Annotated in this window: 23 protein-coding genes; 12 read left to right on the top strand and 11 right to left on the bottom strand. The window is 63.5% G+C overall.

What is annotated here, in order from left to right; translation table 11 throughout:
* Positions 1 to 1,674, top strand: a 1,674-nt coding sequence (locus tag P8014_RS13025) for an efflux RND transporter permease subunit (RefSeq protein ID WP_337817756.1), incomplete at its 5' end; no start/stop codon positions are given.
* Positions 1,675 to 1,734: 60 nt separating this feature from the next.
* Here the strand turns inward: P8014_RS13025 and P8014_RS13030 are convergent.
* Positions 1,735 to 2,313, bottom strand: a complete 579-nt coding sequence (locus tag P8014_RS13030; RefSeq protein ID WP_337817757.1) for a TM2 domain-containing protein — start codon at positions 2,311 to 2,313, stop codon at positions 1,735 to 1,737.
* 163 nt (positions 2,314 to 2,476) lie between these two features.
* Between P8014_RS13030 and P8014_RS13035 the strand changes: the two genes are divergently transcribed.
* The 4 genes from P8014_RS13035 to P8014_RS13050 all read left to right on the top strand — a co-directional run bounded on the left by P8014_RS13035 (position 2,477) and on the right by P8014_RS13050 (position 5,816).
* Complete coding sequence (locus P8014_RS13035; protein ID WP_337817758.1) at positions 2,477 to 3,400, top strand: LysR substrate-binding domain-containing protein; 924 nt, start codon at positions 2,477 to 2,479, stop codon at positions 3,398 to 3,400.
* A gap of 83 nt (positions 3,401 to 3,483) precedes the next feature.
* The gene (locus P8014_RS13040) at positions 3,484 to 4,221 is read left to right on the top strand and encodes a GMP synthase (RefSeq protein WP_337817759.1); all 738 of its coding nucleotides are present in this window, start codon (positions 3,484 to 3,486) and stop codon (positions 4,219 to 4,221) included.
* Entirely contained in the window at positions 4,221 to 4,622 is a 402-nt protein-coding gene (locus P8014_RS13045) for a Crp/Fnr family transcriptional regulator (protein WP_337817760.1), read from the top strand. Before P8014_RS13040 ends, P8014_RS13045 begins: the two co-directional genes overlap by 1 nt.
* A gap of 123 nt (positions 4,623 to 4,745) precedes the next feature.
* The gene (locus P8014_RS13050) at positions 4,746 to 5,816 is read left to right on the top strand and encodes an AI-2E family transporter (protein WP_337817761.1); all 1,071 of its coding nucleotides are present in this window, start codon (positions 4,746 to 4,748) and stop codon (positions 5,814 to 5,816) included.
* A 32-nt stretch (positions 5,817 to 5,848) separates the two neighbouring features.
* Here the strand turns inward: P8014_RS13050 and P8014_RS13055 are convergent, their stop codons facing one another.
* From P8014_RS13055 to P8014_RS13070, 4 genes are all read right to left on the bottom strand, one after another.
* Positions 5,849 to 6,439, bottom strand: a complete 591-nt coding sequence (locus tag P8014_RS13055) for a GNAT family protein (protein WP_337817762.1) — start codon at positions 6,437 to 6,439, stop codon at positions 5,849 to 5,851.
* 29 nt (positions 6,440 to 6,468) lie between these two features.
* Positions 6,469 to 7,887: a PhoH family protein gene (locus P8014_RS13060; RefSeq protein WP_337817763.1), complete on the bottom strand. Its 1,419-nt coding sequence runs from the start codon at positions 7,885 to 7,887 to the stop codon at positions 6,469 to 6,471.
* Between the two features lie 117 nt (positions 7,888 to 8,004).
* Complete coding sequence (locus tag P8014_RS13065) at positions 8,005 to 8,463, bottom strand: peroxiredoxin (RefSeq protein WP_337817764.1); 459 nt, start codon at positions 8,461 to 8,463, stop codon at positions 8,005 to 8,007.
* A 72-nt stretch (positions 8,464 to 8,535) separates the two neighbouring features.
* A complete protein-coding gene (locus P8014_RS13070; protein WP_337817765.1) occupies positions 8,536 to 9,066 on the bottom strand; it encodes an ACT domain-containing protein in 531 nt (176 codons plus the stop codon).
* Between the two features lie 144 nt (positions 9,067 to 9,210).
* Here P8014_RS13070 and dapA point away from each other — a divergent pair, with 144 nt between their 5' ends.
* From dapA to P8014_RS13085, 3 genes are read left to right on the top strand one after another with little or no spacing between them, the layout of a single operon-like run.
* Complete coding sequence (gene dapA, locus P8014_RS13075; protein ID WP_337817766.1) at positions 9,211 to 10,107, top strand: 4-hydroxy-tetrahydrodipicolinate synthase; 897 nt, start codon at positions 9,211 to 9,213, stop codon at positions 10,105 to 10,107.
* A complete protein-coding gene (gene bamC / locus P8014_RS13080; protein WP_337817767.1) occupies positions 10,100 to 11,188 on the top strand; it encodes an outer membrane protein assembly factor BamC in 1,089 nt (362 codons plus the stop codon). Before dapA ends, bamC begins: the two co-directional genes overlap by 8 nt.
* A gap of 11 nt (positions 11,189 to 11,199) precedes the next feature.
* Complete coding sequence (locus tag P8014_RS13085) at positions 11,200 to 11,958, top strand: MBL fold metallo-hydrolase (protein WP_337817819.1); 759 nt, start codon at positions 11,200 to 11,202, stop codon at positions 11,956 to 11,958.
* Between the two features lie 191 nt (positions 11,959 to 12,149).
* Here the strand turns inward: P8014_RS13085 and folE2 are convergent, their stop codons facing one another.
* From folE2 to P8014_RS13110, 5 genes are all read right to left on the bottom strand, one after another.
* A complete protein-coding gene (gene folE2 / locus P8014_RS13090) occupies positions 12,150 to 12,968 on the bottom strand; it encodes a GTP cyclohydrolase FolE2 (protein WP_337817768.1) in 819 nt (272 codons plus the stop codon).
* Positions 12,965 to 13,348: a 6-carboxytetrahydropterin synthase QueD gene (gene queD / locus P8014_RS13095; protein WP_337817769.1), complete on the bottom strand. Its 384-nt coding sequence runs from the start codon at positions 13,346 to 13,348 to the stop codon at positions 12,965 to 12,967. Before queD ends, folE2 begins: the two co-directional genes overlap by 4 nt.
* A gap of 28 nt (positions 13,349 to 13,376) precedes the next feature.
* Positions 13,377 to 15,272: a 1-deoxy-D-xylulose-5-phosphate synthase gene (dxs, locus tag P8014_RS13100; protein WP_337817770.1), complete on the bottom strand. Its 1,896-nt coding sequence runs from the start codon at positions 15,270 to 15,272 to the stop codon at positions 13,377 to 13,379.
* 174 nt (positions 15,273 to 15,446) lie between these two features.
* Positions 15,447 to 16,352 (bottom strand): (2E,6E)-farnesyl diphosphate synthase, encoded by a 906-nt coding sequence (gene ispA / locus P8014_RS13105; RefSeq protein WP_337817771.1) that lies wholly within the window; start codon positions 16,350 to 16,352, stop codon positions 15,447 to 15,449.
* Positions 16,336 to 16,578: an exodeoxyribonuclease VII small subunit gene (locus P8014_RS13110; RefSeq protein WP_337817772.1), complete on the bottom strand. Its 243-nt coding sequence runs from the start codon at positions 16,576 to 16,578 to the stop codon at positions 16,336 to 16,338. Before P8014_RS13110 ends, ispA begins: the two co-directional genes overlap by 17 nt.
* Before the next feature lie 273 nt (positions 16,579 to 16,851).
* On the opposite strand from P8014_RS13110, the gene P8014_RS13115 reads away from it, so the two are divergent.
* The 4 genes from P8014_RS13115 to P8014_RS13130 all read left to right on the top strand — a co-directional run bounded on the left by P8014_RS13115 (position 16,852) and on the right by P8014_RS13130 (position 20,268).
* A complete protein-coding gene (locus P8014_RS13115) occupies positions 16,852 to 17,271 on the top strand; it encodes a rubrerythrin family protein (RefSeq protein WP_337817773.1) in 420 nt (139 codons plus the stop codon).
* 164 nt (positions 17,272 to 17,435) lie between these two features.
* Positions 17,436 to 18,794, top strand: coding sequence for a heterodisulfide reductase-related iron-sulfur binding cluster (locus tag P8014_RS13120; RefSeq protein ID WP_337817774.1), 1,359 nt, complete (start codon positions 17,436 to 17,438; stop codon positions 18,792 to 18,794).
* A gap of 47 nt (positions 18,795 to 18,841) precedes the next feature.
* Positions 18,842 to 19,426, top strand: coding sequence for a DUF3501 family protein (locus P8014_RS13125; RefSeq protein ID WP_337817820.1), 585 nt, complete (start codon positions 18,842 to 18,844; stop codon positions 19,424 to 19,426).
* 2 nt (positions 19,427 to 19,428) lie between these two features.
* Entirely contained in the window at positions 19,429 to 20,268 is an 840-nt protein-coding gene (locus tag P8014_RS13130; protein WP_337817775.1) for a PhzF family phenazine biosynthesis protein, read from the top strand.
* Between the two features lie 12 nt (positions 20,269 to 20,280).
* Here the strand turns inward: P8014_RS13130 and radA are convergent, their stop codons facing one another.
* Positions 20,281 to 21,648 carry a DNA repair protein RadA gene (gene radA, locus P8014_RS13135; protein ID WP_337817776.1) on the bottom strand — a complete coding sequence of 456 codons (1,368 nt, stop codon included), beginning with the start codon at positions 21,646 to 21,648 and terminating at the stop codon, positions 20,281 to 20,283.

A 21,648-nucleotide genomic window follows, 5' to 3' on the forward strand; every position in this document is an offset into this window, starting at 1 on the left:
CTGGTGCTGGCCTACATCGTCGTGCCGTGGACTGCGTACCGCTGGCTCAAGGGCAAGGCGCTCAAGTCGCTGGCTGCCGTACCGACGCTGGACGACGAGCCGCAGGCCAAGGACTGGTTGCACCGCAGCTACGTGGCCGTGGTGCGTCCCTTGCTGGAGGGGCCGCGCAAGCGCGGCGTATTCTTCCTGACGGTGATCGTTCTGCTGATGTTGTCCATGCTGATGCCGGCATGGCAGTTCATCCGGCCATCCGGCATGAACGGCCCGATCAGTCCGCTCGGTGTGAATCTGCAGATGCTGCCGGACGGCAACGTCAATACCTTCATGCTCGAGATCGACACGCCGGCCGGCACCGCGCTGGACGAAACCAACCGCGTGGCGTTGGCGGTCGGCAGGACGCTGGCGCGCGACCGCTACGTGACGAACTACGAAACCTATCTGGGACGGACCGGTCCCTTGAGTTTTGCCGGCATGGTGCGCGGCGATGCGATGCGCCGGGGTTCGAATCTCGCGCAGATCGTGGTGAATATCGTCAGCCGCCACCAGCGTCCACATACCAGCGTGGTCGCGACCGGCGTGTGGAATGCACTGAAGCCGGTGCGTGAGTCCTTCCCGCACGCGCGGATCAAGCTCTACCTGACCCCGCCGGGGCCACCGGTGCGCTCGCAGGTGCTGGCCGAGCTGTATGGGCCCGACTACCAGAAACTGCGCCAGAGTGCCGGCTTGATCAAGGCCGATTTCCACAAGATCTACGGCATGATCAACATCGACGACTCGGTTACGGCGACCGCGCCCGAGTATCTGATCCGGGTCGACCAGCGCAAGGCGATGCTGGCCGGCGTGGCGCCCGCGCAGGTGGCCAAGCTGGTACACGACTACGTGGCCGGTGCCGATATCGGCACCTTGCGCGAGCAGTATGCGCCGGAGCCGGTCAATATCGTGCTCAGGCTAAAGCGCGCGGACCGTGCCTGGATCCAGCAGATCCAGGACCTGACGATCACCAACAAGCAGGGCAAGCAGGTGTCCCTGGCGGGCATCGTGCGGATCGAACCTTCCAGCGTGGCCAAACCGATCATGACGCGCGACCAGCATCCGGTGGTCTATGTCACGGGCGACATGCTCAACGCCAGTCCGGTCTACGCGACGCTGACGCTGAACAAGATGCTCGACAACGCCACCCTGCCCAACGGCGTGCACCTGACCACAGCGAACCTGGGTTTCGTCAATGCACAGCCCAACGACGTGACCAACAATCAGGTGCTCTGGGGCGGCGACATGCGCCTGACGCTGGACGTGTTCCGTGATCTTGGGGCGGCGTTCATCGTGGCGTTGGTGTTCATCTACCTGTTGCTGGTGGCGTACTACCAGTCGTTCATGCTGCCGCTGATCGTTATGGGGGCGATTCCGTTGACGCTGGTGGGCATTTTCCCCGGCCACTGGCTGTTCCACATGCCGTTCAACGCTACCTCGATGATCGGCTTCATCGCGCTGGCTGGCATCGTGGTGCGTAACTCGCTGCTGCTGATCGACTTCATCCTCGATTACCGGCGCCGGGGTTATCCGCTGGAAGAGTCGGTGCTCGAAGCGGGGGCCCTGCTGACCCTGGTGGTGATTCCGTTGATGTACTACCTGTGGCAGCGTCGCGAGGCGCGGCGGCATCCGGCCGTCAGTTGAAACCGGCCACGGCGCGGCGGGTGCTCCCCTCCGCGCCGTGGCCGCTGTTTGTTGAGCAGCTTATTCAGCCGATCCAGAGTCCTTGCCGCATGGTTTGCGCCCTTTGTCGCTGCGAGTAAGCTCGCGCAACAGGGCTTCCTGCTCGTTGAACGATGGCGCGCGGGCACGCGATGTTTCGGTGTTTTGTTTCTCGTCGGCCGCAGGCTGGTGCCCGGCGCGTTCGCGTTCCTTGAGCCGCATGTATTCGTCCAGTCCGTCATCCGGGTAGCGCCCGCGATAGTTCTCCGGAGGCGTGGTGCCGGGGCGTAGGAACTGGCGCATGCGCAGGCTCTTGTTCAGCATCAGCACGCGGCGTTCGATCCAGAACAGATCGAAGGCGGCGAACAGCAGTTCGGCGATGGTGGGTACGGCAAACCCAGCCAGGCCCAGCGTGAATGCGCCGGCGATCGCGGCAAGCGTCAACGCGAGGTAGCCCAGCGCCCCATAGGGCTCGCGCAGGTACCAGCGATGCGCGCCGAGGGGAAACAGCAGCATGGCCGCATAGGCCGGCGGCACGCGCCGCATGTGCCGGGTATATTCTGCGTTGAGCGTTTGCAGTCCCTCGCCGCCGAGGTCGAGTTGTTTCCAGGCCTTTTTCATCGGGTTCTCTTTGACGGCCCGTGGTACGGGCATATTGTGTGGTTTTCTGGCAATGGGTGGGCTGTTAGTATGCCCGTTTGCCCCGAACGTCGCCGGTTCTCCGGTGGCGCCCCGAGGCCTTATACTTACTATCCGCCTACGGGCGTACTCGGAGCCTTACTCCGTGGCAGATCGAAGACTGCAAGTTTTCTACACCGTGGCCAAGCTGCTCAGTTTCACCAAGGCAGCCGATGCCCTGCATATGACCCAGCCGGCCGTGACCTTCCAGATCCGGCAACTGGAGGATCACTTCAATACACGGCTGTTCGACCGCACGCACAATCGCGTGAGCCTGACCGAGGCCGGACAGGTGGCGTACCAGTTCAGCGAGCGCATCTTCGAGCTGTACGCCGAGATGGAGAACGCCGTCAAGGAACTGACCGGCGACGTCAGCGGCGCGCTGACCGTCGGCGCAAGCACCACCATCGCCGAGTACATGCTGCCCTCCCTGCTGGGCACGTTCAAGGCCAAGCATCCCGACGTGAATCTGCGTCTGAAGGTGTCGAACACCGAAGGCATCGTGTCCATGGTCGAGAACAACGTGATCGACCTGGGCGTGGTCGAGGCGCCGGTGGCGAACAAAAACCTGCTGGTCGAAGTCTGTCAGGAAGACGAGCTGGTGCTGGTGGTGCCGGCGGATCATCCGCTGGCGCAGCGTGAGGCGGTGTCTGCCACGGAGCTGGTGGGTTACCCCTTCATCTGCCGCGAAGAAGGTTCGGGAACGCGTGAAGTCGTAACCGAATACCTGAATGCCCAGGGAATCGATCGCACGGACCTGAACGAGTGTCTCGAACTGGGTAGTTCAGAGTCCATCAAGGGTGCGGTTGAAGCCGGAATGGGGGTGAGTATCCTATCCTTGGCCACGCTGGGTAAGGAGCTGGAACTGGGTATGTTGGCGGCGGTGCCGTTGAGTCCGCCGCTCACACGGCCGTTTTCCTTCGTGCGCCAGCGCCAGAAGTTCCGCCTCCGTGCGATGGAGGAGCTGCTGGAGTTTGCCCGCGGATACTGCAGTCTGCGTGCCGAAGAGGCTGCATCTGACGCTCCATGAGCCGTGGGCGTATGCACCGCGGTGCGTTGCTTCCTGACGACGATCCCCCGCATCTGCCGGACTGCCATCCAAGGAGACACGAGATGCAAAACTATATGGTCGTCCAGAACACCTATTCGGAGTTTCTGGGACTGATCGAAAAGCAGCTTGAACGTCGTGACATCGGCTTCGACTATTACCGCCCGTTCCTGGAGCAGGGGCTTCCCGCCAGCGTCGGTCAGTTCGATGGCTTGTTTGTGCTCGGCGGCGCTTGCGCGCCAGGCGACGAGGAGTGCTTGCCTTATCACGACGACGTGTTGCGTGTGATCCAGCTGTTCCAGAAGGCGCAGCGCCCGGTGACAGGCATCGGCCTGGGCGGTCTGCTGGTTGCCGAGGCCGTCGGCGGACAGGCCAGAGCGGAGCCGGAATACACCGCGGGCTTCGTGAACGCGCGCAAGACGCCGGCGGGCGAAGGTGATGCGCTGGCCGAGGCGCTAGACGGACGTCAGTTGTTCGTGCTGTACCACGGTTCGGTGAGTCTGCCCGAAGGCGTCGAGCCGATTCTGGTCGACGATGAGGGACGCTGGCTGGCTATCCGCTCCGATCGGAATACCTATGGAATGCTGTTCCGGCCAGAGATGAAACCGGGCATGCTCGAGGACATTATCATGGAAGACGGCCACAATCCTCCGCCCGACATTGGTGATCTGCTGGGCGAGGCGCGCATGAACTGGGGCGAGATGCAGGAGGTCACGGACAAGGTCGTGGTCGCGCTGGTCAGCGAGTTGGGGCTGATGCGCGAACGGCGCAAGACGCCGGTTTTCTCGCTCAAGGTGGAATGATGCTTCCGGTTCAGCCCAAACGGGCCAAGGATCCGCAAAAGCGGCTGGTCCGCCTGTATCAGCAGCTTCCCGAGGAGCAGCAGGTAATGCTGCTGGAGTTCGCCGAGTTTCTCGCCTCGCGCGGTCCCCAGGCTCCGCGCGAGCTGCCCAAGCCCGTGCCGCAGCCGCGTCCTGAGGAGGAATCCGTGGTCAAGGCCATTCGGCGTCTTTCCGCCACCTATCCGATGTTGGACAAGGCGAAGATGCTGAACCAGACCTCTTCCCTGGTCGCGCAACACGTCATGCAGGGGCGTGAGGCAAGAGAGGTGATCGACGAGTTGGAGGTCGTGTTCGAGGGCCACTATCGCAAGCTCGTGGTCGAATTCGAAGAAGGCGAGTCGGAAGCGAAAGACGAAGGGTGACGGACGCTCAGCGTTTCCTTTCGACCGCAGAGCGGGGTGTGCTGCTAACATGTTTCTGATTCCGCCAGCGTGCGCGGCTTTTGTTCCGGCGGTTACCGTCGGATTGGGAGCGAACCCTTTCCCATGATCGAACTGCTTCGCGCCTGGTTCCAGCGCTACTTTTCCAATCCGCAGATCGTCAGCCTGGTGTTGGTGCTGTTGGTCGGCGCCGGCATCGTGCTGCTGCTCGGGCACTTGTTGGCGCCGTTGATCGCGGCGCTGGTGGTGGCCTTCGTGCTCGAGGGGGCGGTCGGCTGGTTGTGTCGTCTGGGTATGCCGCGTTTGCTGGCCGTATGGATCGTGTTCCTGGCGTTCGTCGCTGGCGTGGCCTTGTTCCTGGGTGGCATGGTGCCGTTGCTGATGAGCCAGGTGACCGAGTTCATGCGCGAGCTGCCGAAAATGCTGGCACAGGGGCAGGATACGCTGCGCGCCTTACCCGCCCGCTATCCGCACTTCATTTCTCAGGCGCAGATCGACGGTCTGATGGGCGAATTGCGGCACGCCCTCGCCACGTTCGGGCAACGTGTGCTGAGCCTTTCTCTGGCGTCCGTAATCGGCCTGATTTCGTTGATCATCTATCTGATCCTGGTTCCTCTGCTGGTGTTTTTCTTCCTCAAGGACAAGCGGGTCCTGCTGGGCTGGGCGTCAGGTCTGCTGCCGCGGCAGCGCGCGTTGGCGACCGAGGTCTGGACGGAGGTGAACATCAAGTTCGTCGGATATGTGCGCGGCAAGATTCTGGAGATTCTCGTGGTATGGGCGGCGGGTTACGTGAGTTTTACCGCTTTCGGTTTGCACTACGCTCTGTTGCTGGCAGTGCTGGTGGGGTTGTCGGTGGTGATCCCCTATGTTGGTGCCGCGGTGGTGACGGTCCCGGTGGTGTTCGTGGCTTATATCCAATGGGGATTCACCAGTGATTTCGTCTACGTGGTCAGCGCATACACCATCATCCAGTTTCTCGACGGCAATCTGCTGGTGCCGTTGCTGTTTTCGGAAATGGTGAGTTTGCATCCGGTCGCCATCATGGCGGCCGTACTGCTGTTCGGCGGCTTGTGGGGCGTGTGGGGCGTGTTTTTCGCGATTCCTCTGGCTACGCTGGTGCAGGCCGTTGCACATGCTCTGAAACGTGCGACTACGCCTCTTGAGCTGACACCATAAGCGGCTGCTGCCGCGGAAGTGGCGCGTCGCTGTCAAGCGCGAGGGGATTCCGGGGGAGGGGCGGTCTGCAGGCCGTACCAGTCCGGGCGCAGCAGGCCGTAGACGGCGCCGTCCGATGTTTCGCCGTTGACGAGCCAGCGTTCACGCAACAGGCCTTCGTGCTGGAAGCCGAGGCGTTCCAGTGCCTTTTTGGAAGCGGTGTTGCGGGGATCGATTTCGGCCTCGATGCGGTGAAGGTCGAGGTGCGTGAAGCCGTAGCCGACAAGTTTACGCAGAGCTTCGCCCATATAGCCCTTGCCCCATGCCGATGCGACGAGAGCGTAGCCGAGTTCGGCACGGCGGTGGGTTGTGGAAATCTTGAACAGCATGCAACGTCCGATCAGCTGCGCATCGTCGAGCGTTTCGAGCCCCAGGCTCAGGGATTCGCCGCGGCGAAAGGCATCGGCGTCGTGCTTGATCGTCTCGTTAGCCTGCTCGATGGAGGTCCAGGCCGGCGAATTCCAGTAGCGCATGATCTCCGGGGCAGAGTGTATGGCGAACAGCGCTTGCGCGTCCGCTGCGCCGCATAGGCGCAGGCGCAAACGCTCGGTTTGTAGTGGCAGGCTCTCGATGGCGGATGTCATGAGCGATCGAGTTCTGTATCGAACGGTTGTTACAGCGTGTCCGAGGCGAAGTCGGCCAGGCGCGAGCGTTCGCCGCGGCGCAGGATGATGTGTCCGCTGTGCGCCCAATCCTTGAACCGGTCGACCACGTAGGTCAGGCCCGAGGTGGTCTCGGTGAGGTAGGGCGTGTCGATCTGCGCGACGTTGCCGAGGCAGACGATCTTGGTGCCGGGGCCGGCGCGGGTGATCAGCGTCTTCATCTGCTTGGAGGTCAGGTTCTGGGCTTCGTCGAGGATGAGGAAGCGGTTCAGGAAAGTGCGCCCGCGCATGAAGTTCAGCGAGCGGATCTTGATGCGGTTGCGCAGCAGGTCGTTGGTCGCCTCGCGGCCCCATTCGCCGCCGATGTCGGTGCGCGTGAGTACCTCCAGGTTGTCCATCAGCGCGCCCATCCAGGGGGTCATCTTCTCCTCTTCGGTGCCGGGCAGGAAGCCGATGTCCTCGCCCACCGGCACGGTGACGCGGGTCATGATGATTTCCTTGTAGCGGTTCTCGTCGAGGGTCTGCATCAGTGCGGCGGCCAGCGTCAGCAGGGTCTTGCCGGTGCCGGCGGGGCCGACCAGGGTGACGAAGTCGACCTCCGGGTCGAGCAGCAGGTTGAGGGCGAAATTCTGCTCGGGATTGCGGGCATGGATGCCCCACACGCTGTGTCGCGCGCTGGTGTGGTCCATCGCCGTTTCGATCAACGCGTGGTCGTCACAGACTTCGCGTGCCAGTGCTGAGAACCCTCTTTCGCCGGGCAGCGTGAGGCATTGGTTCGGGTGCCACTTGACAGCCATCGGGCCGTGTATGCGGTAGAAGGTGCGGCCGTTTTCCTGCCAGGACTCCATATCCTTGCTGTGCATCTCCCAGAAGTCCGCGGGCAGTTCTTCCTGGCCGCTGTAGAGCAGGTTGACGTCGTCCAGCACCTGGTCGTTATGGTAGTCCTCGGCGTGCACGCCGACGATGCTTGCCTTGAGCCGTAGGTTGATGTCCTTGGAGACCAGTGTGACGGGGGTCGACCGGTCGTCGTTCTGCAGCGCGAGGGCGGTTGCGAGGATGGTGTTGTCGGCCGATGAACCCGGCAGGGACTCTGGCAATGCCTGCGGCAATGCCTTGGTTTGGAAGAACAGGCGCCCGCTGCAGCCGAACGGTGCTGAGGTATCGGTTTGCGGTGGGGCGATCGGCAGGCCGGCGAGAATGTCGCCGCCGCTCCCGCTCTCCCTGGCCATGATCTCGTCGAGAAAACGACTGACTTGGCGCACGTTGCGCGCCACTTCGGAAACGCCTTTCTTGGAACGATCGAGTTCCTCGAGCACGACCATGGGGAGGTAGATGTCATGCTCCTGAAAGCGGAATAGCGCGGTGGGGTCGTGCATGAGCACGTTAGTGTCGAGGACGAAGAGGCGTTTCACTGAATCGGCTTTGCTCATGCACAAGTCCTGTCGCCTGGGGCGGGTGATGTGTGCCGCAATATCTGTCTTCGCTGCCCGTCTAAGCCTCGGGGCGGGCCGGTAGCGCGCGTTGCGCGCTGCTGAGCCGAGGCCGGATCAGAGCGCGCGTACCGCTTCGAGCACGGCCGCGCAATGCCCGGCGACCTTGACTTTGCGCCATTCGTTGCGCAGCACGCCGTCCTTGTCGATGAGAAAAGTGCTGCGTTCGATGCCCATGACCTGGCGTCCGTACATGTTCTTCATCTTGATTACATCGTAAAGCTTGCAGAGCGCTTCGTCTTCGTCCGAGATCAGTTCGAAGGGAAAACCGAGTTTTTGCTTGAAACGCTCGTGGGAAGCGAGGCTGTCGCGCGAGACGCCGAGCACGACCGCGCCGGCCGCCTGAAAGTCGGCGTAGGCGTCGCGGAAGTCGGAACCTTCCGTCGTGCAGCCGGGCGTGCTGTCCTTGGGGTAGAAGTAGAGCACGACATGCTGTCCGCGCAGTTCGGATAGGGTCGTGTCACCGCCGGTGGACGGACGGGTGAAGTCCGGGGCGGCCTGGCCGATCGTGGGCATGGAGATCTCCTTAATCGATGGTGTATGCCGTTGCGCTGGCGGGCGTGCGGGATGTCGGGAAGCCGCGGCCGCTCAATGTTTGACTGGCTCCATGATGCCGTCGAGGTTGAGGTCGTCGCATAGGTCGAGGAACTCGTCGCGCAGTGTGGCCAGATGCGCATGTCCGGGAATCTCCACGGTCATGTGCAGTGAGAACATGGGCGAGCCGGTATGGGGTGCGGCATAGGTGGCGGTGGTCATGTTTTGGATGTTGACCCCGCGCGAGGCGAAGAAGTTGGACAGCTCGTGGACGATGCCTGGTTGGTCGAGGGCAACCACGTCGACCCCGTAAGGCACGAAGTCGCCATGTGGCTCGCGGCGCTGGGTGCGTTGGGTGGTGATGACCAGCTCCAGGGTCTGGGCCAGTCGGTCGAGCGCTTTTTCCAGCTTGGTCGTGGTGTTCCAGTTGCCGCGGGCGAGCAAAATCATGGCAAAAGCACCGCCGAGCACGCTCATGCGGCTGTCTTCCAGATTGCAGCCTGCCTCGCGTACGACGTCGGCGATCGATTCGACGATACCGGGGCGGTCTTCGCCGAGAATCGATACCACCAGATGAGTATTCATATTGCTCCGGTTGGGGTGGGTTGTCCTGCTGAAAGAGTAACAGTTCGCGCCCGGGTGCGAAACGCGCCGCGATCGGGTTCGCGGCTTGTCAGTGAGAGGGCCCGACAAGTACTATGGCGGCTTCTTTTCCGTTAGGGATTTGGCATGTTTCACGGCAGCATGGTGGCAGTGGCCACGCCGATGAGGCCAGACGGCGGGGTCGATGATGCCGCCTTGGAGCGGCTGATCGAGTTTCATATCGAGAACGGCACCGATGCCATCGTCGCCGTGGGCACGACGGGCGAGTCGGCGACCATCGACTTCGACGAGCATTGTCGACTGATCAAACGCTTTGTGGAGTTGGTGCGCGGCCGTGTGCCGCTGATCGCCGGCACCGGTGCCAACGCGACTGCCGAAGCGATCCGGCTGACGCGCTGCGCCATGAATGCAGGCGCGGATGCCTGTTTGCTGGTTACGCCGTACTACAACAAACCGACGCAGGAAGGCCTTTACCGGCATTTCAAGACGGTGGCCGAAGCGGTGCCGATTCCACAGATTCTATACAACGTGCCTGGACGCACCGCGGTCGACATGCAGCCGGAGACGGTGGAGCGGCTTGCGGTGATCTCCAACATCGTCGGCATCAAGGAAGCGCTGGGTAGGGTCGAGCGCATTGATGAGCTGGTGCGGCGCTGTGGCGACCGCCTCGGCGTGTTCAGCGGAGACGATGCCACTGGTATGGAGTCGATGCTGGCTGGGGGCAAAGGCGTGATCTCGGTGACCGCCAACGTCGCTCCGCGGTTGATGCATGAAATGTGTGTGGCGGCCTGTCGCGGCGATCGCGAAGAGGCGGCTGAGCTGGATGCCAAGCTCGCGGGGCTGCATCGAGCGTTGTTCGTCGAGGCCAACCCGATTCCGGTCAAATGGGCGCTGCATGAGATGGGCTTGATCAACGTGGGCATCCGTTTGCCGCTGACGCCTTTGTCCGAGACCTATTACGATACTGTGCGCGCGGCCATGCGCCAGGCTGAGATCGTTCTGCCGGGAGATTCAGATGCTTGATGCATTTCGCCGTGCGGCTCTGGTGGGAGCGGTGCTGGGACTGGGCGGCTGTTCCCTGTGGGGCGGCTCCGGGGGCTATCGGATGGATGCTACCGCGCAGGAATTGCAGGTTCCGCCGCAGCTGACTCCGCCGAAGGCGGAGAGCACCTACGCGATTCCGCCGGCCGGGAGTCTTGGGCCGGAGGCGGCGACCGCGCAAAGTGCGGCCGAGGCGAGTGCCGGAGGCGTTGCTTCCGCCGCCACGCAAGCGGGTGTCGTGCCGGTCGTACCGAACATGCAGTTACAGCAGGCCGGCGCATTCCGCTGGCTGTTGGTGGATGCCAAACCCGGTCAGGTCTGGCCCGAGGTTTTGGCTTTCTTTAAATCGCGCGGCTTCAAACTGGCGCGGTCCGATGCTGCCACCGGCGTTATCCGCACCGATTGGAAGATCAATGACAATGGCCTGCCCAAGGGTTTTCTGGCCAGCATTATCAACAACATCTATGCCTCGGGGGCGCGTGATCGCTACGTGGTGCGTTTGGTGCGCGGCCCGAACGGCACGACCGATGTGTATCTCAGCCACCAGGGCGCGATCAAGGCCAAGGATTCGCAGGGCGATATGGTCTGGCAGTGGGTGCCGCCCAATCCGGCCAAGGAAGCCAGTATGCTGCAGGACCTGATGGTCTACATGGGGGCGCCGGAAGGCAAGGCGAAGAAACTGGCCAATGCCGTCACCACGCCCAGCCGTTCCGTCTATGCGCTGAGCCAGCAGGACGGTACCACGGTGCTCAAGGTTGCGCTGCCCTTTGATCAGGCTTGGCCGCAGATCGGTCTGGGGCTAGACCGCGTCGATCTGGTGGTGGATGAGCAGGACCGGGCCAAGGGCGTGTATGACGTGAGCTATGTCGGCGAGAGCCGCAGCAACGCCCTGCAGCGCCTGTTCGGTGGCGGTTCCGTGCTCAATCACGGCACCAAGTTCCGGGTCGAGGTCGTGCGTGAGAGCGGTGCGGTGACGGTGCGCGTACTGGACGCCAAGGGGCATCCTCTGTCGCCCAAGGGTACGCGTGAGGTTCTGAATCTGCTGCTGAGCGGTTTGCAGTAGAGGTCGTGAGCCTGCGTTTTGCGTCGCTAGGCAGCGGCAGCCGAGGCAACGCCTGCGTCGTCGAGTCAGGTACGACGCGGGTGCTGCTGGACTGTGGATTTTCCGTCAGCGAAATCGATCGCCGCCTGGCCCCGTTGGGCCTGGCTGGCGCGGACCTCGACGCCATCCTCGTTACCCATGAGCACGGCGATCACCTTGCCGGCGCGGCGCGCTTGTCGCGGCGCTACGGCCTGCCGGTATGGCTGACCGCGGGCACGCTCGCCGCCAGCCGCGATACCGGTTATCACCGGGTCGAGATCTTTCACGCCCACGACGTGTTCGAGATCGGCGATCTGCAACTGCATCCATTTCCCGTCCCTCACGATGCCCGCGAACCCGCGCAGTTCGTATTCAGCGACGGTGACCGCCGTTTCGGCCAGCTTACCGATACCGGCAGCATCACTCCGCATATCGAACGCATGCTGGCGGGGCTCGATGCACTGGTTCTGGAGTGCAATTACGAGCCGGAACTGCTGCGCCGCGGACCGTATCCGCCGGCCTTGAAGGTGCGCGTCGGCGGCGACTACGGCCACCTGGGTAACGATCAGGCCGCGGTGCTGTTGGAGCGGCTGGATAAGACTCGCCTGAACTGGCTGGTCGGCGCTCATGTGAGCGAGAAGAACAATACGCCAGAGCACGCTCGTATGGCTCTGGTCGCAGGAATGGGCTGCGACGACGATCGCATCGAAGTGGCGGCTCAGGACGAGGGAATCGGCTGGCGTTCCGTTTGATACGGTAGTGACTCGCGTCGCACGGGCGGCGGGCGTGCGTAAACGCGTCCGGCACGGGAGTGTTGGAGTTCGCTGTACTCACCCCAACCTACGGAAACGGGAGGTTCTCCCGGGGGAGGGTTTTCGGGCGAGGGTGACGGGCGGCTCCAGGCCGGCTCATGGCGTGTCCATGAGCCGGCCCGCAAGGGGCGTTAGAGCGTCTTGTCGCGCTCGATGAGGGCGTAGGCCGAGTGATTGTGGATCGATTCGAAGTTCTCGCATTCGACCACGTAGGCGTCGACGCGCGAATCGGCCTCCAGGCGCACGGCCAGGTCGCGTGCGGCGTCCTCGACGAACTTGGGATTGTCGTAGGCGCGCTCGGTGACGTACTTCTCGTCGGGGCGCTTGAGCAGCCCGAACAGTTCGCACGAGGCCTCGGCCTCGGCGATGTCGATCAACTCCTCGATCCACATCGGCTGATTGATGCGTGTGGTCAGGGTGATGTGCGAACGCTGGTTGTGCGCGCCGTACTCGGAAATGTCGCGCGAGCAGGGGCACAGGCTGGTGACGGGGACGATGACGCGCAGGCTGAGCCGGATCTGGCCGTCGCGCAGTTCACCGATCAGGCTGGCGTCGTAGTCCATGAGGCTTTCGACGCCGGAGACTGGGGCTGTCTTGCGCACGAAAAACGGGAAGCGCAGGTGGACGTGTCCACGCTCGGCTTCCAGCCGTGTGATCATGTCCGCCAGCAGATTCTCGAAGCGGGGAATGTCGAGTGCGCCATCCACCTCGTTGAGCAGCGCCACGAAGCGCGACATGTGAGTGCCCTTGCGCTCGGCGGGCAGGTTCACGTCCATGTCGACAGAGGCGACGGTGGCGCGGGCCTGACCGTCGCGGCCGAGGATCTGCAGCGGATGGCGCAGGCCCTTGATGCCGACGCGGTTGATGGCCACGCGGCGTTCGTCCGGGCTGCTCTGCACGTCGGGAATGTCCGCGCCGAATTCCGTGTCGGGTCGGGTGGTGTGGTTCATGTGTCCTCGCTGTAGCGCACGCAGGCGCGGTCGGTTTCCCACAGCGTGATGGCGCTGATCCGGGCGGTGTCCGTGTTCAGGCGTTCGGACATCCGGCGGTAGATGTGCGCGGCGATGTTCTCGGCCGTGGGGTTGACCGTGGTGAACGGGGGAAGGTCGTTGAGATAGCGGTGATCGAGTTCGCCGGCGACTTCGCGGGCGACGCGCTTCATGTCCTTGAAGTCGACGGCCATGCCGACCCCGTCGAGCGCGGTGGCGTGGATCTCCGCCTCCAGCTTCCAGTTGTGGCCGTGCATGCGGCTGCAGTCGCCGGGGTAGTCGCGCAGGGTGTGCGCGGCGGCGAAATCGGTGAGCACGGTGAGAGTGTAGGTTGCAGGCATGGTCTTACTTGATTGAATTAGTCGGATATTACCGGACCCGGCGGTGCGGGACAATCTTGTCTTCGCCCGCCGGCGGTGTATGGCGGTTCTCGATGGCGGTACTGATGCCGGCAGCGTCCAGGCCCGCTTCGGCGAGCAGCTCTTCGCGGCTGCCGTGTTCCAGGAAGCGGTCGGGCAGGCCCAGGTTGAGTGTTTCGACGCTGCAGCCGTGTGCAGCCAGGCATTCGTTGACCGCGCTGCCGGCGCCGCCGGCGATGGCGTTGTCCTCGACGGTGACGAGCAGGCGATGCTCGGCCGCCATCTTCAACACCAGTTCTTCGTCCAGCGGCTTGACGAAGCGCATGTTGACCACGGTCGCGTCCAGTGCTTCGGCCACTTCGCGGACGGCCGCAAGCGGGGCGCCGAAGCACAGCAGGGCCACTTCGCATCCTTGGCGCAGGCACTCGCCACGGCCGATCGGCAGCGCCTGCATTTCCTCCTGAACCTCGGTCCCGGGGCCTTTGCCGCGCGGGTAGCGCACGGCGGCGGGACCATCGTGCAGGAAGCCGGTGTAGAGCATCTGGCGGCACTCGTTCTCGTCCGCCGGAGCCATCACCAGCATGTTGGGTACGCAGCGCAGGTAGCTCAGGTCGAAGCTGCCAGCGTGGGTGGGGCCGTCGGGTCCGACCACTCCGGCGCGGTCGATGGCGAACAGCACGGGCAGATTCTGCAGCGCGACGTCGTGGATGAGTTGGTCGTAGCCGCGCTGAAGGAAGGTCGAATAGATTGCCACCACCGGTTTGAGTCCGTCGCAGGCCATGCCGGCGGCTAGCGTGACGGCATGTTGTTCGGCGATGGCGACGTCGTAGTAACGCTGCGGGAAGCGGTCGGAGAACTCCACGAGGCCGGAGCCTTCGCGCATGGCCGGCGTGATGCCGACCAGGCGTTCGTCGCGCGCGGCCATGTCGCACAGCCACTTGCCGAAGACTTGGGTGTAACTCGGTGAGCCGTCCTTCTTGGATCCGGCTGGCAGGCCCTGCGTGGGGTCGAAGCGGCTGACGCCGTGGTAGCTGACCGGGTCCTGTTCGGCCTGCGGGTAGCCCTTGCCCTTGCGCGTGACGATGTGCAGCAGGCGCGGGCCCTTGAGTTCGCGCAGGTTGGTCAGGGTCTTGACCAGCAGGTCGAGGTCATGGCCGTCGACGGGGCCGAAATAATGGAAGCCCATTTCCTCGAACAGCGTGCCGGGGATGATCATGCCCCGCAGGTGCTCGCGCGTGCGCTGCGCCACTTCCCATACCGGGGGCAGGCGCTTGAGGATTTCCTTGCCGCCTTCGCGCAGGTTCGAATAGATGCGCGAGGACAGGAGCTTGGTCAGGTAGTTCGACATCGCGCCGACGTTGGGCGAGATCGACATGTCGTTGTCGTTGAGCACGACCAGCAGATCGGCGTCCACGCTGCCTGCGTGGCATAGGGCTTCGTAGGCCATACCGGCGGTCAGGGCGCCGTCGCCGATCACCGCGGCGACCTTGCGCCCGGCCTGCTGGTGGTGCGAAGCCAGGGCCATGCCCAGGGCGGCGCTGATCGAGGTGCTGGAATGGCCGACGCCGAAGGTGTCGTGGGGGCTCTCGTCGCGCTTGGGAAAGCCCGCCAGCCCGCCTTTGAGGCGCAGCGTGCCCATGGCTTCGCGGCGGCCGGTCAGTATCTTATGGGCGTAGGCTTGGTGTCCGACGTCCCATACCAGCCGGTCGTGCGGTGTCTGGAATACGCGATGCAGTGCGACGGTCAGCTCGACCGTGCCGAGGTTGGCGGCAAAGTGTCCGCCGGTGCTCGATACCGAGTCGATGATGAAGCTGCGCAGGTCATCGACCAGTTGACGCAGTTGTCCCTCGCTGAGGGCGCGTACGTCTTCCGGACTGTCGATCGAATTCAGCAGTGAAGAGGTCATGCGACGCTCCGGTGTCCGGCCTCAGCCCGCAGGGAGCCGTTGTTGCGGCTGCCTGGAGCGAAGCGGTACACGAATCTGACAAAGTGGTTCATAACCAAGTAATTGTTGGCCTCGGGGCCGGCGGCTGCAAGCGCGGAGCGACGACTGGTCGGTCAAGGCGCGAAGGACAGCCTGCTAGTGAATGCGGTTGACGATGAAGTCGGCGATCCAGCGCAGGGCGGCGCAGCTCTCATCGTCGAACGTCTCAAGCGCGGCCAGGGCTTCCTCGTGTAGGGCGCGCGCGTGGGTTTTTGCGGCGTCCATGCCGAGCAGACCGGGGAAGGTCGGTTTGTTGCGTGCGATGTCGGCGCCCTGGGTTTTGCCGAGCGTTTCCGTGTCGCCCTCTACGTCCAGGATATCGTCGCGAATCTGAAAGGCCAAGCCGATACAGGCGGCGTAACGGTCGAGCCGTTCCCGCGTTTGCTCGTCGGCGTGCTCCGCGCATAGCGCGGCCATGCGGACGCTTGCCCTGATCAGTTCCCCGGTCTTGTGGATGTGCATGTTTTCCAGTTCGGCCAGGTTGAGTTCGCGTCCCACCGAGGCGAGATCGATGGCCTGCCCTCCGGCCATGCCCCGCGAGCCCGACGCCACGGCGAGCGCGTCGATCATCGCGAGCCGGGTGGCGGGGGAGCAAGGCAGCGCGGGGTCGCTGGCCAGAATATGAAAGGCCAGGGCCTGCATCGCATCGCCGGCGAGGATCGCCGTGGCCTCGTCGAACGCCTTGTGGCAGGTCGGACGGCCCCGGCGCAGATCGTCGTCATCCATGGCGGGGAGATCGTCGTGGATCAGGGAATAGGCGTGGATGATTTCGACCGCGGCGGCTGCTCCGTCGAGGGCCCGTTCCTCTATGCCGATGGCGCGGCCGGAGGCGTAGACCAGCAAGGGACGGATGCGCTTGCCGCCGCTCAGCGCGGCGTAGCGCATTGCGGCATGAAGTTCGCCGGGTTGGGTCTCTGCATTGGGCAGCCAGCGCTCGAGTGCGGTTTCGGCGCGCTCGCGCCAGCCGGCGGCGAGGGCGTTGACGTCAGTCGTCGTTGGCATCTTCTTCGCCGACGTTCGGGTGCAGCGGGCCTTCGCCGTCTTCGGTCAGGACGCGGATTTTCTGCTCGGCAGAGCTGAGTGCATGCTGGCAGTCGCGTACCAGCCGTATGCCTCGCTCGAATTCCTTGAGCGAGGTTTCCAGCGGCTGGTCGCCATGTTCCATGCGCTCGACCAGGGCCTCAAGCTCGGCCAGGGCCTTTTCGAAGTCGAGTTTCTTGGGGCTCATGTCGAGAGGAAAACCGCGTAGATAGTAAACAGCGTACAGTACCTAACTCCGCGTGATTGGGCAATCTTGCGAGGCAGCCGTCATGCTGGCGACGGCAAGCTGGTGCGGACCCTGCTCTGCAAGCAGAACTTTGGCTGTTGCGACATCCGGGGAAGGGTGGAACTTTCTGGATCGTGCTTGACGATTTTTTAGACTAGGTCTAAATTATTGCCGTGGCCGCCAGTGATGCGGCTGCTCGCCAATGACAGTATCCCACTTAGGAGGAATACCACTGTGGAACTCAAGGGTAGCAAGACCGAGCAGAGCCTGAAGGACGCCTTCGCCGGCGAGTCGATGGCAAACCGCCGTTATCTCTACTTCGCCGCCAAGGCCGACGTCGAGGGTCAGAACGACGTTTCCGCGGTGTTCCGTTCCACCGCTGAAGGCGAAACGGGTCATGCGCATGGCCATCTCGAGTATCTCGAGGATTGCGGCGATCCGGCCACCGGTCTGCCTTTCGGCGGCACCGAGGCCAATCTGAAGACCGCTGTTGCCGGTGAGACGCACGAGTACACCGACATGTATCCGGGCATGGCCAAGACCGCCCGCGACGAGGGCTTCGACGAAATCGCGGATTGGTTCGAAACTCTGGCCAAAGCCGAGCGTTCGCATGCCAATCGCTTCCAGAAGGCGCTGGACAGCCTGGCGTCGTGACCCTCGCGGAGCCGCCCTTCTGGGCGGCTCCGTTTTCCCTGGGCCGGGCTGCACCAAGTACGGCGCGCGGGGGCCACGACAACAGCGGTTCCAGGCAACGCCGAAAATCAACAACAAATTCGCGCATTCAGGCGGATGTCGCCTGTCGATGAGGAGGGAATGACATGTCGTCTTCCATGGACGCTCGTAAAGAAGGCAATCTCGAAGCCCCTACCCGGCATCCGCTGGAGTGGCAGTCCGAGGCGTTCTACGACCACGAGGCACTCTTCGCTGAACTCGAGCGCGTTTACGACATCTGCCACGGTTGCCGCCGCTGCGTCAGTCTGTGCAACTCATTCCCCACGCTGTTCGATCTGGTCGACGAATCGTCGACCATGGAAGTGGATGGGGTGGAAAAGGACGACTACTGGAAGGTCGTCGACCAGTGCTATCTGTGCGACCTGTGCTACATGACCAAGTGTCCGTACACCCCGCCGCATGAGTGGAACGTCGATTTTCCGCATCTAATGTTGCGCGCCAAGGCAGTTAAATACCGTGAAGGCAAGGTCAGTACGCGCGATCGCCTGATCACTTCCACCGATACCGTCGGCCGCTTGGCCGGTATTCCGGTGGTGTCGAAGATGGTCAACGGTTCAAACAGCAACCGTGCGTTCCGTGAGCAGCTCGACAAAGTCATGGGCATACATCCGGATGCGTTGCTGCCGGAATATCACAGCGAGACTGGGCGCAAGCGTGTCGCCGATTACCGCAGCGCGGTGACCAAGCCGTTGCCCGCCGGGCGCACGCAGGGCCGGGCCGCGCTGTTCGCCACCTGCTATGGCAATTACAACGAACCGCATCTGGCCGAAGATCTGTTCAAAGTGTTCGAGCACAACGGCATCGAGATGACCCTGGCCGAGAAGGAGCAGTGCTGCGGCATGCCCAAGCTTGAACTGGGCGATCTGGCCGCGGTGGCACGCGCCAAGGAGGCGAATATTCCGGTGCTCGCCCGCATGATCGACGAGGGCTGGGACATCGTCGCGCCGGTGCCGTCCTGCGTGCTGATGTTCAAGCAGGAACTGCCGCTGATGTTTCCGGACGATCCCGAGGTGGCCAAGGTCAAGGAGCATATCTTCGATCCCTTCGAATACCTGATGCTCAGACACAAGGAGGGGCTGTTGAAGACCGACTTCAAGAGTTCGCTGGGCAAGATCGCTTATCACGCCTCCTGCCATTTGCGCGTGCAGAACATGGGGCTCAAGACCCGCGAGCTGCTGGAGTTGGTGCCGGATACCGAGATCGACACGATCGAGCGCTGCTCCGGCCATGACGGCACCTATGCCGTGAAGAGCGAGTTCCACGAGATTTCCATGAAGATCTGCCGACCGGTGGTCAGCCGAGTGCAGAAGGCCGAGAGCGATCACTATTCCAGCGATTGCCCGATGGCCGGACATCAGATCGAGAACGGCCTCAAGGGCAAGGGCGACGAGCGTGAGCCGGAGCATCCGCTGACGCTGCTGCGCATCGCCTACGGCATCGAATAGCATTTGCCGCATGGACGGCGGACATTGATTTACTTGGAGTGTTGATGATGGAAAAGCTGTCGCGCGAAGACTTGATGTCGCTCGAAGAATATGCGCAGAAGCGCGCCGAATTCCGCCCGCAGGTGATGGCGCACAAGCGCAATCGCCGCCTGGCGCTGGGCGCGCATGCGGCGCTGTATTTCGAGGACCGGCTGACCATGCAGTATCAGGTTCAGGAAATGCTGCGGGCCGAGCGCATCTTCGAGGCTGCCGGGATTGAGGAGGAGCTTGACACCTACAACCCGCTGATTCCGGACGGCAGCAACTGGAAGGCGACCTTCATGCTCGAATACGACGACGTCGAGCAGCGCCAGGAAGCGGTACAGCGCTTGATCGGTATCGAGGACAAGGTGTGGGTGCGCGTGGCGGGTTTCGACAAGATCTACGCCATCGCCGATGAGGATCTGGAGCGCGAGACCGAGGAAAAAACCTCCACGGTGCATTTCATGCGCTTTGAACTCAGTGCGGAGATGGTCGCAGCCTTGAAGCAGGACGCCACGCTGTCCGCCGGCATCGAACATGAGAACATGCCGCTGGCGGTGGAGCCGGTGCCGGCGGAGGTGGTGCAGTCGCTGGTTGGCGATCTCGATTGACGGTGAGGTCGCGTCGCTTCATTCAATGCGATGTGTTCAGTGCCGTTCCGACCCGGGGCAACGCGCTGGCCGTGGTCGTCGACGGCGATGGATTGTCGGAAGAGCAGATGAGGCGTTTCGCGGCCTGGACGAACCTGGCCGAAACGACCTTTCTTCTGCCGCCCGAGGATCCAAGCGCCGACTACAAGGTGCGTATCTTCACTCCGACCCGCGAAATGCCGTTCGCCGGGCATCCGACGCTGGGCAGTTGTACGGCATGGCTTGATTCCGGAGGCGTGCCGCGCGACGTCCACGTCGTGCGCCAGGAGTGCGGGGTCGGCATCGTGGAGATCGACATCAGCCGTGAGAATGAACTGGCGTTCAAGGCGCCTCCCACGAAGGTCCAGCCGCTGCCGGCCGATATGCAGCAGGCGATCCTCGGAGCGCTGGATATTCCGCCAGAAGCGGTGCTGCGCGCCGCCAGGCTCGACAACGGGCCGGTCTGGCAGGTTCTCGAGCTGAACACTGCCGAAGCCGTTCTCGCGGTCGATTCGTCCCGCGTGCGTTGGCCGGAGTTCAAGGCCATCGGTCTGCTCGGCGCGCATCCTGCGGGGGGCGAATGCGATTACGAGGTTCGCATGCTGGCGCCTTCGAGCGGCATGCGCGAGGATCCGATCACCGGTTCTCTCAACTCCGCATTGGCCTGCTGGATGCGGGCCGAAGGGCGGCTCGACAGGGAGTTGCGAATCGCGCAGGGCACGTCCATCGGCCGGTGCGGCCGCGTGTCGATCCGGCCGCTTGGCGAGGACGTCTGGATCGGCGGACAGACGCACGTTCTGATTCAGGGAAGCGTGAGTCTGTAGCGCACGCAAGTATCAGAGTAGGCGTTCCAGCGCCTCGCCAAGCCGCTCCACGGCGTGCACCTGCATTCCGCCGGGGGCCTTGCGCGGGGCGTTGCCCTTGGGGATGATCGCCTGTGTGTAACCATGTTTGGCCGCTTCGCGCAGGCGTTCCTCGCCGTTGGGCACCGGGCGTATCTCGCCGGCCAGGCCGACTTCCCCAAACACCACCAGCTCTGTCGCCAGCGGCTTGTCGCGCAGGCTGGACAATGCGGCCGCCAGCACCGCCAGATCGGCTGCGGTTTCGCTCACGCGCACCCCTCCGACCACGTTGATGAATACGTCCTGGTCGTATAGCGCCAGTCCCCCGTGGCGGTGCATTACCGCCAGCAGCATGGCCAGGCGATTCTGCTCCAGCCCCACCGTGACTCGGCGCGGATTGGACTGGCGGCTTTCGTCGACCAGGGCCTGCACTTCGACCAGCAGCGGGCGCGTGCCCTCGCGCGTGACCATGACCACGCTGCCCGAGACCGGCGTCGCGTGGCGCGAGAGGAAGATCGCGGAAGGGTTGGTGACGGCCTTGAGGCCGTGTTCGGTCATGGCGAAGACGCCGAGTTCGTTGACCGCGCCGAACCGGTTCTTGACGGCGCGCATGACGCGGTAACGGCTGCCGGAATCCCCTTCGAAGTAGAGCACCGTGTCGACCATGTGCTCGAGTACGCGGGGACCGGCCAGCGTGCCTTCCTTGGTCACGTGCCCGACCAGAAAGACCGAGGTGTCGGTCTGCTTGGCGTAGCGCACGAGCTGCGCCGCGGTCTCGCGGACCTGGCCGACCGAGCCGGGCGCGGATTGAAGGTGTTCTGAGTAGAGCGTCTGGATCGAGTCGATCACCAGCACCCGTGGGCGTTCGTCGGCCGCGGTGGCGAGGATGCGTTCGACGCCCGTTTCGGCGAGCAGGCGCAGCCCCTCTCTCGGCAGGCCGAGGCGATGCGCACGCAGGGTGACCTGCTGCAGGGATTCCTCGCCGGTGACGTAGAGCGAGGGCAGGTTCGCGTCCAGCGTGGCCAGCGTCTGCAGCAGGAGGGTGGATTTGCCTATACCCGGGTCGCCGCCGATCAGCACGACGGAGCCGTGGACCAGGCCGCCCCCCAGTACGCGGTCGAATTCGGCCAGTTGGGTGGGTGTGCGTGGTTCGGCTTCCAGTGCGACCTCGTTCATGCTGCGCACGCCGGAGCTGCCGGCATAGCCACTGAACCGCGGGTTGGGTGCGGGCGGTGGTGCGGCGGGGCGCGGTGCGGCTTCCGTCAGAGTGTTCCACTCGCCGCACTCGGCGCACTGGCCGCTCCACTTGGGCGACAGGGCGCCGCAGGCGCTGCATTGATATTCGAGGCGCGGTTTGGCCAT

Origin of the sequence: Acidihalobacter sp. (assembly GCF_037381185.1) — a bacterium.
Classification (GTDB): Bacteria; Pseudomonadota; Gammaproteobacteria; order DSM-5130; family Acidihalobacteraceae; genus Acidihalobacter_A.

Bases quoted from the DNA above. Each gene is read 5' to 3' on its own strand.
- P8014_RS13125 (WP_337817820.1), top strand. From the start codon at position 18,842: ATGGAAAAGCTGTCGCGCGAAGACTTGATGTCGCTCGAAGAATATGCG.
- P8014_RS13070 (WP_337817765.1), bottom strand. From the start codon at position 9,066: ATGAATACTCATCTGGTGGTATCGATTCTCGGCGAAGACCGCCCCGGT.
- ispA (WP_337817771.1), bottom strand. From the start codon at position 16,352: ATGCCAACGACGACTGACGTCAACGCCCTCGCCGCCGGCTGGCGCGAG.
- P8014_RS13030 (WP_337817757.1), bottom strand. From the start codon at position 2,313: ATGAAAAAGGCCTGGAAACAACTCGACCTCGGCGGCGAGGGACTGCAA.
- queD (WP_337817769.1), bottom strand. From the start codon at position 13,348: ATGCCTGCAACCTACACTCTCACCGTGCTCACCGATTTCGCCGCCGCG.
- P8014_RS13040 (WP_337817759.1), top strand. From the start codon at position 3,484: ATGCAAAACTATATGGTCGTCCAGAACACCTATTCGGAGTTTCTGGGA.
- bamC (WP_337817767.1), top strand. From the start codon at position 10,100: ATGCTTGATGCATTTCGCCGTGCGGCTCTGGTGGGAGCGGTGCTGGGA.
- dxs (WP_337817770.1), bottom strand. From the start codon at position 15,272: ATGACCTCTTCACTGCTGAATTCGATCGACAGTCCGGAAGACGTACGC.
- P8014_RS13110 (WP_337817772.1), bottom strand. From the start codon at position 16,578: ATGAGCCCCAAGAAACTCGACTTCGAAAAGGCCCTGGCCGAGCTTGAG.
- P8014_RS13065 (WP_337817764.1), bottom strand. From the start codon at position 8,463: ATGCCCACGATCGGCCAGGCCGCCCCGGACTTCACCCGTCCGTCCACC.
- P8014_RS13050 (WP_337817761.1), top strand. From the start codon at position 4,746: ATGATCGAACTGCTTCGCGCCTGGTTCCAGCGCTACTTTTCCAATCCG.
- P8014_RS13120 (WP_337817774.1), top strand. From the start codon at position 17,436: ATGTCGTCTTCCATGGACGCTCGTAAAGAAGGCAATCTCGAAGCCCCT.
- P8014_RS13045 (WP_337817760.1), top strand. From the start codon at position 4,221: ATGCTTCCGGTTCAGCCCAAACGGGCCAAGGATCCGCAAAAGCGGCTG.
- dapA (WP_337817766.1), top strand. From the start codon at position 9,211: ATGTTTCACGGCAGCATGGTGGCAGTGGCCACGCCGATGAGGCCAGAC.
- radA (WP_337817776.1), bottom strand. From the start codon at position 21,648: ATGGCCAAACCGCGCCTCGAATATCAATGCAGCGCCTGCGGCGCCCTG.
- folE2 (WP_337817768.1), bottom strand. From the start codon at position 12,968: ATGAACCACACCACCCGACCCGACACGGAATTCGGCGCGGACATTCCC.
- P8014_RS13060 (WP_337817763.1), bottom strand. From the start codon at position 7,887: ATGAGCAAAGCCGATTCAGTGAAACGCCTCTTCGTCCTCGACACTAAC.
- P8014_RS13055 (WP_337817762.1), bottom strand. From the start codon at position 6,439: ATGACATCCGCCATCGAGAGCCTGCCACTACAAACCGAGCGTTTGCGC.